Below are 14,027 nucleotides of genomic sequence, written 5' to 3'. Positions count from 1 at the left end.
CCACGGCTTCAGCCGCGCCACCCGCCCACCCCTCTCACCATCGCTACAGCGAGAGATCAAAGCACAGCAGAACTCATTCTGTTAGGCGCTCTAAGGGTGCGGCCGGAATACGGCAGAAAGGGGCCGCGCCCATCCCGTTCTCCCGCTGTTCCCGGCGGCACCCTCGTCCTCGACAGCGAGGGACTGGCCAAGGCCGTCCTGCGCGACCGTGATGACCGGCTACGGCGCCACGCCGGCCACGACCGGGACCGACCGGTCTGCGGCCTCCCGGGGCTCCCGGCCCAGCCGCCTGACCGGCTTGATCACCAGCAGTGCCGCCACCACGCCGGCCGTCACCAGAGCCGACCCCAGCATGAAGGTGCGCGGTTCGACCAGCGCGGTGACCGGCCCGGCCAGCGCCTGCCCGGCCGCCATGCCCGCGACCGACCCGGCCACCTGGTAGGCGTTGACCCGGTTCACCACGTCCGGCGCCACCTGCGTCTGCACGCTGGTCGACCACATCCGACCAGAACGCCAACGCGCACCCCCCGAGCAGGTGCCCGCCCATCAGCAGCGGCAGCGGCAGCCCGAGCGCGACCGTCAGCGGCACCGCCGCGTACCCGCTCAACGCCACCGCCCCGGCCGCCAGCGGCCTGCGCGGCCTGAGCCTGATCGCCACCAGCCCGCCCAGCACGGTGCCGAGGCCGAGCGCCATCATCACCCAGCCGTATTCGGCCCCGATGACCTGTGACGACAGCGGTACGTACAGCCCGATCACCAGGACTCCCCAGAACACCCAGACCAGGATGACCGACCACATCCAGTTCATGGCCGTGAACTCCTCCCAGCCCCTGCGCAGGTCGCTCAGCACGTCGGAGGGCTCCGTCCTGGGGACGGCGACCCGGAGCAGCAGTAAGCACACCCCGCTGACCAGGAACGTCGCGGCGTCCACCGTGTAGACGACGACCGGCCCGGCGGCGGCGATGAGGACTCCGGCCAGTGCGGGACCCGCGAGATGGGTGACCGCCTCAGCGATCTTCAGTGTCGCGTTGGCCCGCTGCGGATCTTCGGCGACCAGGGGAACCATGCCGTTGACGCCCGGTTCGAACATCCCGGCGGCCATGCCCGACACGAACGCCGTCACCAGCAGCAGGGGGTACGGCGGGGCACCGTCCAGGAAGGCGATGGCCACGACCCCCTGGGTGACGACCCTGACCGCGTCCGCGCCGATCATCAAACGCCGGGCGCCGATCCGGTCGGCGACGACCCCGCCGAACAACATGACCAGCACGGCAGACGCGGTCCAGAGTGCCAGCACGTAGCCGACGCCCGCGATCCCGTAGATCCTCCCGATGGCCAGCGCCGAGGCGACGGGCATCATCGCGTCACCGAGCAGCGAGATCGTGCGGGCCCCGAAGTAGAGGGCGAAGCTCCTTGTCCACATGAGCCCTGATTCTTTATTTTTCCAGATCACAGCACCGGTGTCTCAAATGACATCATTGAGTATATTTACGCCATGCCTCTGGACTGCCCGGAAACGCCCCCGACGCCTCCCAGCCCGCATCGCGTGGTCGCTGTGGTCGCCCCGAACCAGGAGCTCTACCCGGTCACCTCCGCCTCGGCCGTCTTCGGCTACCACGGCCCCGACATCACCCAGCACTACAGCTTCAGCCTGTGCGCCGAACACCCCGGCTCCCTCCCCACCACCCTCGGCACCCCCATCCAGGTGGACAGCGGCCTCGAAGCCCTCGACGACGCCGACACCGTGGTGATCGCGAGCTGGATCCTCACCCCCTCGCCCGCCGTACTGCACGCGGTCTCCCACGCCCACGCCCGAGGCGCCCGCATCGTCGCCGTCTGCGCCGGAATCTTCGTTCCCGCAGCCCTCGGCCTCCTGGACGGACGCCGCGCCTCCGTCCACTGGGAACTCTCCGGCGAACTCGCCGCCCGCCACCTCCGCGTCATCCCCGACGACACCGTCATCTACGTCGATCACGGCGACGTCGCCACCGCCGGAGCCTCGGCCGCCACCCTCGACCTCTGCCTTCACCAGGTCCTCCAGGAGCACGGCGCGGCGCACGCCATGCGCATCGGCCGCCAGCTCGCCGCCGGCCCGCACCGCGAGGGCTGCCAGCGCCAGTACCCTCCCCTCCCCACCACCGGCCCCATGCCGGACTCCCTGGCCCCCCTGCTCGAATGGCTCCTGTCGCGCCTGCCCGACCAGATCGCCGTCGAGGACATGGCCGCCTACTCGGGCGTCTCCTCCCGCACCCTGACCCGCCAGTTCACCGACCAGCTCGGCGTCCCGCCCGCCCGCTGGCTGCTGGAGCGCCGCCTGGCCGCCGCCCGCGCCCTGCTGGAGGAGACCGACCTGCCCGTCGAGACCATCGCCGCCCGCGTCGGCCTCTCCTCGGCGGTCAACCTCCGCCGCCGCTTCCACACCGCCCTGCGCACCACCCCGGCCGCCTATCGCCGCTCCTTCCGCTGAGGGTCCCGCGCGGCTCCGCCGCGTTCCGCTCCTCCACCGGCCGGATTCTCCGCCGGGCGCACCACCAGGTCCTGGGTCTCCCCGCTCGTCCGGGACCGACCGGATCGGCCCGGAGGCCGACCAGCCGACGCCTTCAGCCCGCGGGTTCGTCCGTCTGAGGGACGGCATCCGGCCCCTCGACGGTGAGCCGGTCCTCACCAAGACCGCCACGCTCGGCGTGGACGAGATCGCCGCCGTACTCGGCACCATGTCAGGACCTACGCCCGCACTTGGATCGCTTCTGCGCATGACGATGCGCCCACCCTGCTCGACCTTCTCGATCAGCGTCTGTGCCGGATACTCCCGCCTGCAACCGACGTAGGGGCTGACGAATCGCGTCGCCACCTCGCAGCCTGTCATGCTCGCGTTGCGAGCCCTGCTCTGCAGACCGCTCACTGCCTTCCTGGCCGATTTCGTTGACTTGTCCCCGACCGGTACGGGCGTGGGCATGTAGCGTGCGTGCGCCCAGGCGCCTGCCTCGGTTTTCTGCCGACGCCGGTATTTCTGGCAGACTTCCTGCAGATCAGACAGGCTCCCTTGTGTTGGTTGTCCTTCGCGGAGCCTCCGCCTGACCCGGCTGTCGTCATAGATCGTGACCGTACCGCCTGCGCCAGGCAGATCGAGATTCCGGTGATACTGAAAAGCGCAAAGTCAGGCGTCGGCCATTCGCACCCTGGGGTTTCGATCCTTCGTCTATAAGGATCCCGGATAAGTCGTCTTCTCCGGGGAGTGTGAGTATGATCTCCCCGGATAACCTGTGACCTTCAGAGCAATCCGGCCGGGAATCTTCAGAGGTATCTGGCCGGACTCTCTATCTGGGGTGGTCCTCGTGCGGTCGGCGGTCGGCGCGGCAGGATATGGCCATGACGACTGAACTGACCCCTGAACTGGCCGCGACGATCGAGCGGGCGTTTGCGCGGCGCGACCGGGCGAACATGCAGCCCACGATCGACTTCTTCGAACGACTGCTCGCCGAGCATCCCGACAACCCGTATGTGCTGTACGAGGTCGGCGGCTCGTACGACACCGCCGGGCAGGAGGAGCGCGCAGTCGGCTACTACGAGCGCGCCCTGCCCCACCTGAGCGGCGAAACGCGCCGCAAGTGCCTTCTGCAGTACGGCAGCACGCTGCGGAACCTGGGCAGGATCGACGAGTCGCTGGCACTGTTCGACACCGCCTGCGCCGAGTTCCCGGAGTCGGACTCGCTGCGGGTCTTCAGGGCACTCACACTGCACGCAGCCGGGCGCAAGGACGCGGCGCTCGCCGCGCTGCTGCTGGTCGTCGCGGACAGCGTGGACACCTCCGAGGTCAAGCGGTATGAGGCCGCCATCCGCGGTAACGCGGAGTACCTCGCCGAGCTCTGACTTGCCCCTTGGCCGTTCTGGCTGCGACGTACCCTCAAGCTCGCACTGGTTGTCGTGAGCTTGATCCGGTTTGACGGACATCCGAGATCAGGGGCTCGCCCCCGGAAGGATGTCCATGATGGAGAACATGGGGAAGAAGAAACCGCGCCCTCGCCGCTCGTTCGCCCGTGAGTTCAAAGCCGAGATCGTCGAGCTGTGCCAGCGCGGAGATCGTTCGATCGGCCAGGTGGCCAGGGACTTCGATCTGACCGAGACCGCGGTACGCGACTGGATCCGCCAGGCCGAAGTCGACACCGGCCAACATGACGGGCTGACCAGCGACGAACGCGAGGAACTAGCCGCGCTGCGGCGGGAGAATCGCCGCCTGCGCGAGGACGTCGACATCCTCAAGCGGGCCACGGTGCACCCCTTCATCGAGGCGGAAAAGCAGAGCGGTCACAACGTCAAACGGGCGTGTGAGCTGCTGCAGGTCTCCCGAGCCGCCTTCTATGCCCGTCGCCAGGGCGCCCCTGGTCCTCGGGCGGTACGTGATGGACACCTGGCCGCACGCATCACCGAGATCCATCGATACTCGCGCGGCACCTACGGCGCTCCGCGGATCCACGCGGTCCTGCAGCAGGAAGGGACCGGCTGCGGTCGGCGCCGGGTGGCCCGGCTGATGCGCGCGGCCGGGTTGCAGGGCCGCCACCGGCGCCGCCGACAGCAGACCACCATCGTTGATCCGCGCGCCGCGATGCGCCCGGACCTCATCGGCCGTGACTTCACCCCGGATACGGCCGCGATCGATACCCGCTGGTGCGGCGACATCACCTACCTTCCCACCGAGGAGGGCCGGCTGTATCTGGCCACGGTCATCGACATCGCCTCACGCCGGGTGGTTGGCTGGGCCACCGCCGATCACCTGCGCACCGAGCTGGTCGCCGACGCCTTGTCCTCGGCCTGCCGGCGACGCCGCCCCGCCCAGAAAGTGATCTTCCACTCGGACCGCGGCCGCCGATACAGCAGCGGGGCATTCGCCGAACTGGCCGAGCGGCTCGGGGTACGACTGTCGGTCGGCCGCAAGGGCCAATGCTCGGACAACGCCCTGGCCGAGTCGTTCTTCGCCACGCTGAAGGGCGAACTGCTCGATGATCGGGCCTGGCCCAGCCGGGCCGTCACCCGCAGCGCGGTCTTCGAGTTCATCGAAGGCTGGTACAACCTGCACCGGCTGCACAGCAGTCTGGGCTACGTTAGCCCTGCCGCCTACGAGGCCGCTTGCGTGGCCTGACCACCACACCGAAGGTGTCCGCCAAAGCGGGGCAAGCTCAGTGGGGAATCTCTGGGCGGAGGCGGCTACGCGTCGAAGGGCCTTCCCTGCGTCTGGGTTGACTGAACGTCTCACGCGGGGGCGTCCGGGACTGACGAACCGGCCCCGGACGCCCCCACCAAGCTCCCCACACAGCCGCTTCACATACCGATGGTCATCGTGGTCGACGACATCACCTACCGGAGGCAAGCTCGGCCAGATGGTGCAGCGAGTTGATGAGGTGCTCAGGGCCGAATGGCGGGAAGTGGAGGTACTCCCGGATGGACTGCGGCACTGCCGACCAGTCGTAGGTGAGCGTGACCTCGGTCTCGGACGGACCGAGCGGCGCAAGGTCGTAGCGCCAGATCCAGCCGCCGAACTCCAGGTGACCGTTTTCCTTCTCCTGCCCCGTCAGCCAGGCGATGGCGCGCGGGGGGGCGAGCACTTGGACCTTGTTGACCACCTGGTAGTCACCGTTCGGATGGTCGGCGTGATACATGTCCACCCGGAAGATCTGCCCCACCTCGGTCAGCGGCGCCCGGTCGGCAGCTTCCTGCACCCAGCCGGTGCCGTCGATCGCGGAATGGGTCGTCGGGTCCGCCAGCACCGCGAACACCTTCGCGGCGGGTACGGCGACAGTCAGGGCCGCGCTCACGTTCTCTTGGTCCACGGTGTCCACGGTGTCCACGCTCCTTGTCATCTCATCTCGAGCCTCCCGCCCTGGGCGTGCTCGTCGCCTCTGCAGGAAGGTTCGTTCGGTGTCGTTGGTGGCCAGGGTGATGGCCTCGTCGTAGGCGGCGATGGCATCGGCGGTGCGGTCGAGGCGGGTGAGCAGGTCCGCGCGGGTGGCGGGCAACAGGTGGCAGCCCGGCAGGTTCAGTTCATCGATGCTGGCCGGCGCCGGCGCCGGTCCGTGCACCTCGGCGACCGCGCGGTTCAGCGCCACGATCGGGGTCGGGGTGTGGCGCAGCAGCTGGTCGTAGAGCGCCAGCACCTGCGACCAGTCGGTCGCCGGCCCGTCGGCGTGCACGGCGTTGATCGCGGCCTGCAACTGGTAGGGGCCCGACTGATCACGGCGCAGGCACCGCCGTACCAGCTGATGTCCCTCGGCGATCAATTCCCGGTTCCACAGCGACCGGTCCTGCTCGGCGAGCACCACCAGCTCACCCGAAGGCCCCACTCGCGCGGGCCGCCGGGCTTCGGTAAGCAGGAGCAGCGCCAGCAGCCCGAGCACCTCCGGCCCATCGGGCATCAATTCGGCGAGCGCCCTGGCCAGGCGAACCGCTTCCAGGCACAGGTCCGCTGGGAGACGGTCGCTTCGGGCACCAGGTAGGCCCGCGCGATCTGCCCACCCCCAGTCCGCCGAGCAGGCGCAGGGTGAGCGCGCTCTGCGCAAGCGGCGACAGCGCCGGATGGCAGCAGGTGAAGATCGTGCGGAGCTGGTCGTCGCGCACCGGTCCCACCTCCTGTGGCTCATCCGGTGAACTCCTCGGAAAGGGTCAAGGGGACAGGCGGCGGGCGATGGTCGGGATCACGATCGCGGCGGCGATCACGTGCGTCACCATCAGCAGCATCTTCGTGGCCGCAGACGCGTCCGCGAGTACATCCGGTAGCAGTGACAACGCGGTGAGCACAATCGTGGTGCGGACGAATGCCGTGCGTGGACGGCTGGCCGAGTGAGCCAATAGCAGGGCCAGCGCCAGGCCCACCACGGAGAAGATGCCGGTCAGCACGGCGAACCCGAACACCGGGATCGGCGCGCCGCCGACAACGAGATTGATCCCGGCCAACTCACCTGCCGCGACGATGATCGCGGTCGCCGCGGCGGCGATGGCCGCGGCGGCCAGGCCGCTGATGATCAGCGGCTTCGCGGGAACGGTGGTGACGGACATCATGGGCCCTCCGATGTGTGGCGACCGGCCGCTACCGGCCTCTCACCTTGACCACGAACGGGCTCGACGCCATCCGACACATTCCGCAGAAAAAATCAGCAGACGTACTCGCCCCGGCCGCGTCCGAGGCGACACGCCTGCTCGTCACTGCCGCAAATGGATGGCCGAGGTTTAGGTATCAGCTGATGGACCACATGAATGAGACGGTGAGAGATGCGCGGGCGGGTCAGGCCCCCACACTGTTCTTGATGGTAGGTCTTCCCGGGTCCGGGAAGACCTTTCGAGCGCGGGAGCTGGCGGCGGAGCGCGGCGCCCTGCGGCTCACCCCCGACGAATGGGCACTCACCATCTTCGGCCAAGGCGACCGTCACCAGGAGCCCGGCGGCATGCGGTGGCTGCTGGAGGGCCGACTCGTCGCACTCGCCATCGACGCCCTGCGCCTGCGGCTCAATGTCGTTCTTGACTTCGGACTCTGGTCGCGCGATGAGCGCTCCGCCTTGCGTTGGATGGCCGCTTCAGTGGGAGCGTCTTGTGAGATCGTGTACCTGCCTGTGGAACGCGAGGTGCAATGGAGCCGGATTCAGAACCGCTGGAAACACTCGCCAGAGCAGACATTCCCTATGGCCGAGGCGGAGCTCGACCCCTGGAGAGACAAGTTCGAGGTCCCTGACGCAGACGAGCTCTCCGATTCGTTTCTGCCCTCCCCGCCGCCCGGGGATGAGAGCTGGTTTGACTGGGCTCAGCGATTTTGGCCCTCCCTCGCTCAAAGCTTGAACGGGCGGCTCACTGAGAGATGAGGTCCGCCGCGTGGGCGCCGCGTAGGCGAGCGTGGTCGTTCACCAGCCGCTATGCGGCTTGATCTTCGCGTCTGGGACGCGGGATGCCGACGGCATACTCGTAGTGTTCGGGTGGTTGGCAGCTGCGCAGCGACCGATGGTCATTCGGGTTCCGGACGGCGTCGATCTGGTCCATGATCCATTGGGTGATCGGCGGGAACTTGCGGTAGTGCGGCCAGGCGTCCCAGTGGTAGTCCGCGTAGACGGTGCGCTGTATGGCGATGCCTCACATCAGCCTGGCAGACGACAGAAGCGGGTGAAGCGGTGCCATCCGGCCCACCCGGGCCGACACCACCTCACGGCCGGACCGGACCGTCCCCACGATGATGTCAGCATGATCGGTCGGGCGGGCTGTCGCGAAGTAGAGCTGTGGGATGGGATGTAGCGGTGGCGCCAGGACCGTTCGATCTCGGCGGCATCGGCGGATCCGGCCATCGCCATGCTGCGGGTCAGGGCGCGATCTATGGTCTGCTCGAAGTCGACGGACACGAAGATCCGCAGATCCCATTGGTCGATGAGTTCTGGCCGCAGGAGGAAGACGCCGTCGAAGAGGAGTACGGCGTCTTCGACGGCGGTCGTGGCCGGTGAGGACAGCGGGCCGGTCAGCATCGCGGTCGTAGACCGTGTGCTGGAACTTGCGGTCTCCGCCTGGGCCGAGCGGATCAAGCAGGACTTGGCACAGCGCTTTGTGATCGTGAGCGTCGTGCCGCCATCGAAGACACAAGCCACGAGAACCCGGGCGGCGCGGCCATCGTCGCCTATCTGGTCGGCGAACGGCGACCCGACGAGCTGCTCACGAGCCAACTGGGTAGTTGGCTACCCGCGCCGATGATTCCACGCGTCTTCGTCTGGCTGGACGAGATGCCTCTCAACCGCGCGGGCAAGATCGATCGTCGAGCGCTCGCCAAGAGGCTCGATCCCGCACTCCCCCACCCGGACGCAACACGCAACCCTCACGTTGTGCCATTCACTGGCGCGGGCGGGACGAATACGGGAAGCTGTCCCGATGCCTGCTGAGTACACCCAAAGTGACCAGTTCCGTGGTGCCCGCATCCACCTGTGCGACCTCTCCGGCCTCGAGATTCGCGATTGCGACGTCACCGGCCTGAAGATCGTGGACTGCTATGGGGGCAACGTCTCCCTCGGTGGCGGCTTCGAGCGTGTCGTTGTCAACGACGTCGATGTGACCGTCTACGTCGAGGCCGAGCTCGACCGGCTGCATCCCAACCGGGTGCTGGCCCGTGAGGCCACGTCCGCCGCCGAATACCGGGCCGCTTGGGATGCCATCGAGAAGCAATGGGAGGGGACGCTCGACCGCGCCAGGCGCCTACCCGAGGCGAAGCTGCACGAGCAGGTCGACGGCGAGTGGTCGTTCGTCGAGACGCAGCGGCATCTGCTGATGGCCAGCGATGCCTGGATCGGCAACGCCGTGCTCGAGGAGGACGCGCCGTACCACCCGTTGGGCCTTCCTGGCGGCGGGATGCCGGCCGAAGCATCGGCGAAGCTCGGGCTCACCCTCGATGCCACCCCGACGCTCGACGAGGTACTCGCGCCGCGGCTCGCCCGCATGGCCACGATACGCCGGGTCGTCGACGAGCTCACCGAGGCCGAGCTCGACCGGGTATGTGGTCGCAAGCCGGCCGACCCCTACCCGGACAAGGAGTACGTCGTGCGCCGCTGCCTCACGGTGGTGTGCAAGGAAGAGGCCGAGCATCACCGGTATGCGGTCCGCGACCTCACCGTGCTCGAGGCCGGTGCCCGAACCGAGTGAAGGCGCGTCCCGGCAATGGATGGCGATCTCGCGATCCTGCGCTTGACCAGCCCATCTTGCTGTCGGAGCCCCTCATCGCACCCGCACTGCCCAGCCAGGGCGCGGTGCCGACCGGCGAGGTAGTCACGACCGGCTACGGAAAGACCAGCAATGCGGGCTTCCCCAACGAACGACGCGAGCTCTTCCTCGATGTCACGCCGCGATGGACCTGCGAAGGCATCTACCAGTTCGTGAAGCCGATCACGCCCGGAATGAACTGCACCCGCGAATCCGGCCAGACGGCCGGAGCATGCGGCACTGGGTGATGTCGTCATCGGAATCGTCTCCTGAAATATCTCTGGCCAGTGCGGCAACCCGACCTATCCCACCGTGAATAGGAATGTTTCTCAGCACCGAACCTGGATAAGCGGCAACGTGGGGAGGTAGCCGGCGGTTCATCCACCTGCCTTCAGCCGGAACGCGAGGCGGCGGGGCGCCTGCACGCGATAGCTGTCCGTCACCATCTCGGCAACCTCGACCCAGTCCGTCTCGTCGTCCAGCACCATTCCCACGACATTCACACCCCAGTCGGCCCGGAAGAACGGAGGGCCGGCATGCGCCAGCGCGGCCAACTCCCCGGGCGGCGCCCGGAAGGTCATCAGGATGGCCGGATCGTCCATATCGATGTACGCCGACCCCCTCCCGTCGGTGGTGTAGACGTGCAGGAACGTCCGCCGGCGAATCCGCCACCGCAGGCCGATCCACGCCGGCTCCTCGTACGCCTCGGGCAGCTCCCCGCAGATCACCCGGAGCCGGCCCACAACGGCGGGTGGAACGTCCGCGATGTCGCTCATCTGTACCTCCCGCGCCCATCCTGCCCGCCGGGTAGGACATCAGCACATCAGAGTCTCCGGGGTTGGCGGGGCCGCGCCGACGTCATATGATCCTCGGCCTCCGGCCCGGTGGCCATCAGGGCCAGGCAACGATGCAGTACGGCTTGCGCCCATTGCACGTCAGCCGCCTCGGCGTAACGGCGGAACCGCTCGAAGGGCTCAGTCGCCGGGCGGCCGAGCCGTACCGCCGCCTCGACTTGGTCGGGCGCGAAGAACACCGCGCTGACCTGGCGGCCGATCGGACCCCGGGCCGCCACATCGAGCCGGTCGAGCGCCGCAGCCCAGCGCCCGTAACCCAGATCGAGCATCGCCAGCGCCCACACTCCCCAGGGCGCCGACGAACAGGCCGGCGCTGAGCAGGATGGAGCCGACCAGGGCCAGGGCGAGGGTCGGCCCGATCCGGGCCAGCTGCAACCCCCGGCCGGGGACGGCCTTGGCCGGGTCCTTGCCGGGCGAGGTGGGGGTAGTTCGTCGGGGGTGGCCACACGATCCACAGTGGCGAAGGCGGCGCGGGTTATCAGCCGTTTCACGCAGAAGGTTCTCCGGACGCGACCGTCGGAAGGATCGGACATTTCGGGCAGTAACTTGTGGGAATACCTATTCCCATGAGTTACCCCGAAACGGGCGAGCTGGCCCCCCTTCCGTCAGGGGCTCCCCCAGCGGCCGCCCTACCGTGCCGGTGAGGTCCGTGCCGGTGAGGTCCGCGCGGTGGAGGTTCGTGCCGCTGAGGTTCGCGCTGATGAGGTTCGCGCTGGTGAGGTTCGCGCCGCCGAGGTAGGCGCCTCTGAGGTTCGCGCCCATAAGGTTCGCGCTGGTGAGGTTCGCGCCGCCGAGGTGCGTGCCGGTGAGGTCCGCGTAGGTGAGGTGCGTGCCGGTGAGGTCCGCGCGGTTGAGGATCGCGCGAGTGAGGTCGGCGCCAGTGAGGTCCGCATGGCTGAGGTTGATCCTCGGGCTGTTCGTGTCGTGGTCGGGGGTACGTCGGCCGATGACGGTGAGGGCAGCCTGCAAGTCGGTCGTCGGCTTCGGACCCCGAGGTTTCTCGTTTTCCGCTTCTTTGGTTTTGACGTCTCGGGAATGCTCGCGGACGAAGGCCGCGAGCACCTCCATGACGGTGGGGTGGTCGCGAGCCGAGTCGCGGGCGATGCGCTCCAGCGCGTAGATGGCGCCCAGGCGGATGTCGAGCTTGTCGGAGCCGAGCTGTTCGATCGCTCTGGTGTAGCGGTCGGTGATGTGGCCCTGGCGCGCGGTGTCGGCGTTGCGTGCGGTGTAGTACACCGCCACCAGTGCGATCACCCCGGTGGCGATCGCCAGCGCCCGCCCGCGCACCGCGTCCAGTGCCGCCGCCAGGTCCTTGCCGGCCAGGTCGCGTACCCCGTCGAAGTGCTCCAGCACCCACGCCGCCCCCGGACCCAGCACCCACGCCAGCACCGCGACCAAGGCCACGCCCAGCGCCGCGAGCACGAACCGGGGAAAACCTGGCCACCACCTCATACCTGACAGGTTGATCGGTCCGCGCGGTCTCCACGGGGCGATGGTCGTCAGCGATGGTCAATCGTGACCGGCCACCTCGCCGAGCGAGCGCCTGGACCTCGGCGGCCCGGTACTTCCGCGCCGGACCTGCCGAGCAGGCCGCCGTCGTCGAGCGCGTCTTCACGTAAAACCAAGACCGCCTTTTCCGTCCCCGCTCGAACTCGCGCTGTTGCAGGGCCAGGGCGTGTTTGGCGGCCGCGGTCTGGTCGGACGCCTTCTGCTTGGCCACGGTGCGCCGGCCTTCGTGCTCGACCACCCGGTCCTTCCCGGGGCTGTGCCCTGACCGCCTGGCCCTTTCGCATTCGACCAGCTCACCGCCACAACGAGAAACAAGATCCGAGACGGCCGGACGCAGGTCGGTCGGCATCTCCTTCCGCTCAGCCGTTCTCGTCGCCGGGCTAAGCGCCGCCAGCGGCGGCCACGGTTTGGCCGTTTTCCAGATGGCGCGGGCGTGTTTTGCAATGCTGAAACGTTCGCGAATTCTGGGGCGGATTCTCGCGTACACCCCCAAGAAGGCCGCACAGTGTTGATTCTTTGCAGGAGGATGGTCGATGTCTCGGCGTACCAAGGCTCGGGGAAAGGGTCGGCCACGGCAGAAGCGCGAGGCTGAAGGCCGGCCACCCGAGGACAGCGCGCGATTACCGCGCTGGAAGCGGTGGGTACGGCATCCGGGGGCTTGGACGCTGGCGCTCGGCGCTCCTGTTCTTGTGGCGGTGACGGTGCTGGTCCTGGGGGTGGTGCAGCAGATCAGCACGCAGGTGGTCGATGGCCCAGCGGTGAAGGATGAGGTTCGCAGTAGGGGCACCCGCCCGGACGACGTCCGGCTCACTCTGGTCTCCGTTGACGAGTTGGGGCCGCTGGAGATGGTGACGCCAGCCGGCGTGGGGCTCTCGGATCGCCATCTGCGGTTTCTGAAATCCTGGTCCTACACGAACATGCAGCCGGGAGGGGTTAGTTTTTCGGATGTGCACACCGAACTGACGGCCCAGGGGGCGGCCAGTCTGAACAACCAGTTCGTGACGATCAAGCTTGAGGGGCGGCGCAACCAGAAGATCTTCATCGACGACATTCGGCCGGTGGAGGTCAAGCGGCGCAAGCCGTACAGCGGGACGTTGGTGAGCTTCCCCGACCAGACTGGCGGCCCCACCCAAAAGATGATCTTCGACTTTGACGATGCGGTGCCCGTCGCCCGCGTATCCGAGGGCAAATTCGAAGGCATCCAGGCGCAGCCCGGCGGGCGGTTCTTCCGGAACCGGACGCTGACACTCACCGACGGCGCCGAAGACGTGATCGTCATCCGATCCATCACCAGCAAGTGGTCGGTGACCTTCCGCCTGCGCGTCGACTACCGGATTGGTGGCCAGCGCAGGCACTACATTCTCGACAACGGCGGCCGACCGTTCGCCCTCAGTGCGCGCAACTGCACCAAACTCGCCCGGCTCGATAAGGATGGGGCCCTCATCGCGCCAGGGCAGGTCGCCTACGAGGACGTCTGGGAGCAGCTCGCGACGTCGCCCCAGCGGGCCACCACCCCGGGAGCGCACCCGGTGAACTCTCCCGCCTGCTTGCCGCGTCAGGACACAGTCGAGCGGTAGCGTGCCGTGTTACTTCACCCAGACACCATCCTGAAGCCCCCAGACCTCGACGCTCCACCGGCGTATCGGGAGTTTCGAGAGGCACTCACGCGCGCACGCGCGAAGGCCTGCGTCATCCTCGTCAACGCCGCGATGGTCGATGCAGTCGGCGGTGTCGAGACCCGGCGCGTCCTGCGACCCGACGGAATCCTCATCGTGCACACCACGGCGCCCAACGGCCGCCTGGCCCTGGAGATGCTCGCGCGGATGTTCCGGAGTGGCGGCCGATCAAGGCCGCGCCTCTAGGGCGTGTCGTCAAAGTGGTTGGGAATCGTGCAGTATGTAAGACGTGGTGCGACGCTATGAGCTGACGGACGCCGAGTGGCAGGCGCTGGAG

Annotated in this window: 15 protein-coding genes; 9 read left to right on the top strand and 6 right to left on the bottom strand. The window is 68.0% G+C overall.

What is annotated here, in order from left to right; all coding sequences use genetic code 11:
- Positions 1 to 73: 73 nt before the first annotated feature.
- Positions 74 to 1,423, bottom strand: coding sequence for an MFS transporter (locus ACZ6RT_RS37075; RefSeq protein ID WP_470158762.1), 1,350 nt, complete (start codon positions 1,421 to 1,423; stop codon positions 74 to 76).
- Between the two features lie 123 nt (positions 1,424 to 1,546).
- Between ACZ6RT_RS37075 and ACZ6RT_RS37070 the strand changes: the two genes are divergently transcribed.
- From ACZ6RT_RS37070 to ACZ6RT_RS37060, 3 genes are all read left to right on the top strand, one after another.
- A complete protein-coding gene (locus ACZ6RT_RS37070; protein WP_470158760.1) occupies positions 1,547 to 2,467 on the top strand; it encodes a GlxA family transcriptional regulator in 921 nt (306 codons plus the stop codon).
- Between the two features lie 902 nt (positions 2,468 to 3,369).
- Positions 3,370 to 3,870 carry a tetratricopeptide repeat protein gene (locus ACZ6RT_RS37065; protein ID WP_399192545.1) on the top strand — a complete coding sequence of 167 codons (501 nt, stop codon included), beginning with the start codon at positions 3,370 to 3,372 and terminating at the stop codon, positions 3,868 to 3,870.
- A 115-nt stretch (positions 3,871 to 3,985) separates the two neighbouring features.
- On the top strand, positions 3,986 to 5,137 hold the full coding sequence (locus ACZ6RT_RS37060; RefSeq protein WP_470158757.1) for an IS3 family transposase: 1,152 nt from the start codon (positions 3,986 to 3,988) through the stop codon (positions 5,135 to 5,137).
- Between the two features lie 211 nt (positions 5,138 to 5,348).
- Here the strand turns inward: ACZ6RT_RS37060 and ACZ6RT_RS37055 are convergent, their stop codons facing one another.
- On the bottom strand, positions 5,349 to 6,632 hold the full coding sequence (locus tag ACZ6RT_RS37055) for a DUF6596 domain-containing protein (protein ID WP_470158755.1): 1,284 nt from the start codon (positions 6,630 to 6,632) through the stop codon (positions 5,349 to 5,351).
- 22 nt (positions 6,633 to 6,654) lie between these two features.
- Positions 6,655 to 7,050: a DUF6069 family protein gene (locus tag ACZ6RT_RS37050; RefSeq protein WP_470158753.1), complete on the bottom strand. Its 396-nt coding sequence runs from the start codon at positions 7,048 to 7,050 to the stop codon at positions 6,655 to 6,657.
- Between the two features lie 14 nt (positions 7,051 to 7,064).
- Here ACZ6RT_RS37050 and ACZ6RT_RS37045 point away from each other — a divergent pair, with 14 nt between their 5' ends.
- From ACZ6RT_RS37045 to ACZ6RT_RS37030, 4 genes are all read left to right on the top strand, one after another.
- Complete coding sequence (locus tag ACZ6RT_RS37045) at positions 7,065 to 7,844, top strand: P-loop nucleotide/nucleoside kinase family protein (RefSeq protein ID WP_470158751.1); 780 nt, start codon at positions 7,065 to 7,067, stop codon at positions 7,842 to 7,844.
- Between the two features lie 426 nt (positions 7,845 to 8,270).
- Entirely contained in the window at positions 8,271 to 8,471 is a 201-nt protein-coding gene (locus tag ACZ6RT_RS37040; protein WP_399192537.1) for a hypothetical protein, read from the top strand.
- 418 nt (positions 8,472 to 8,889) lie between these two features.
- The gene (locus ACZ6RT_RS37035) at positions 8,890 to 9,654 is read left to right on the top strand and encodes a DinB family protein (RefSeq protein WP_470158749.1); all 765 of its coding nucleotides are present in this window, start codon (positions 8,890 to 8,892) and stop codon (positions 9,652 to 9,654) included.
- Positions 9,655 to 9,710: 56 nt separating this feature from the next.
- Positions 9,711 to 9,959 (top strand): hypothetical protein, encoded by a 249-nt coding sequence (locus ACZ6RT_RS37030; RefSeq protein ID WP_470158747.1) that lies wholly within the window; start codon positions 9,711 to 9,713, stop codon positions 9,957 to 9,959.
- Between the two features lie 129 nt (positions 9,960 to 10,088).
- Here the strand turns inward: ACZ6RT_RS37030 and ACZ6RT_RS37025 are convergent, their stop codons facing one another.
- From ACZ6RT_RS37025 to ACZ6RT_RS37015, 3 genes are all read right to left on the bottom strand, one after another.
- Positions 10,089 to 10,487, bottom strand: a complete 399-nt coding sequence (locus tag ACZ6RT_RS37025; RefSeq protein WP_470158745.1) for an MmcQ/YjbR family DNA-binding protein — start codon at positions 10,485 to 10,487, stop codon at positions 10,089 to 10,091.
- A 47-nt stretch (positions 10,488 to 10,534) separates the two neighbouring features.
- Positions 10,535 to 10,834 (bottom strand): hypothetical protein, encoded by a 300-nt coding sequence (locus ACZ6RT_RS37020; protein WP_470158743.1) that lies wholly within the window; start codon positions 10,832 to 10,834, stop codon positions 10,535 to 10,537.
- A 289-nt stretch (positions 10,835 to 11,123) separates the two neighbouring features.
- On the bottom strand, positions 11,124 to 11,987 hold the full coding sequence (locus tag ACZ6RT_RS37015) for a pentapeptide repeat-containing protein (RefSeq protein ID WP_470158741.1): 864 nt from the start codon (positions 11,985 to 11,987) through the stop codon (positions 11,124 to 11,126).
- Positions 11,988 to 12,769: 782 nt separating this feature from the next.
- Here ACZ6RT_RS37015 and ACZ6RT_RS37010 point away from each other — a divergent pair.
- Both ACZ6RT_RS37010 and ACZ6RT_RS37005 read left to right on the top strand, forming a co-directional pair.
- Positions 12,770 to 13,651: a hypothetical protein gene (locus ACZ6RT_RS37010; protein WP_470158739.1), complete on the top strand. Its 882-nt coding sequence runs from the start codon at positions 12,770 to 12,772 to the stop codon at positions 13,649 to 13,651.
- A gap of 132 nt (positions 13,652 to 13,783) precedes the next feature.
- A complete protein-coding gene (locus tag ACZ6RT_RS37005) occupies positions 13,784 to 13,936 on the top strand; it encodes a hypothetical protein (RefSeq protein ID WP_470158737.1) in 153 nt (50 codons plus the stop codon).
- Positions 13,937 to 14,027 lie beyond the last annotated feature (91 nt).

Source organism: Streptosporangium sp. NPDC050148, from assembly GCF_055586505.1.
This window is presented reverse-complemented; position numbering and strand designations above follow the sequence as displayed.